General features: G+C 69.2%; 1 protein-coding gene. It reads left to right on the forward strand.

The window, feature by feature from the left end:
- Positions 1-643 (forward strand): DUF5801 repeats-in-toxin domain-containing protein (locus EOA33_RS39600; protein WP_245482605.1); only part of this gene is annotated, 643 nt, incomplete at both ends.

Consider the following 643-nt stretch of genomic DNA (forward strand, 5'->3'; position numbering starts at 1 on the left):
CGACCTCGGCAGCGGCCTGGTGACGCTGTCGGCGACGGCGACGGTGACCGATGGCGACCACGACCAGGCGACCTCGACGGTGAGCACCGATCTGGGCGGCAACATCGGCTTCGACGACGACGTCCCGTCGCTGACGGTCGGCACGGTCAACGAGAGCGCCATCACGCTGGTGACGCAGGACGCCCAGACGATCGGGCCGGCCTCCGACACGGCGAGCGCGAGCTTCGCGGCCGCCTTCCTGGCGGCGGTGACGCCGAGCTATGGCGCCGACGGCGCCGGCTCGACGGTGATCAGCGGCTACACGCTCAACGTCACCAACTCGGCCTCCGGCCTGACCAGCCAGGGTGAAGCGATCACCCTGGCCAAGGTCGGCAACGACATCGTCGGCTCGACCGCCTCGCATGGCGAGATCTTCAGGATCGCCGTCGATGCGAACGGCACCGTGACGCTGACCCAGTCCCAGCAGATCGACCACCTGCCCGAGAGCCTCGACACCACCAACAACAACGCCCACATCGACCTCGGCAGCGGCCTGGTGACGCTGTCGGCGACGGCGACGGTGACCGATGGCGACCACGACCAGGCGACCTCGACGGTGAGCACCGATCTGGGCGGCAACATCGGCTTCGACGACGACGTCCCG

The sequence above is a fragment of the Mesorhizobium sp. M4A.F.Ca.ET.050.02.1.1 genome (genome assembly GCF_003997725.1).
Classification (GTDB): Bacteria; Pseudomonadota; Alphaproteobacteria; order Rhizobiales; family Rhizobiaceae; genus Mesorhizobium.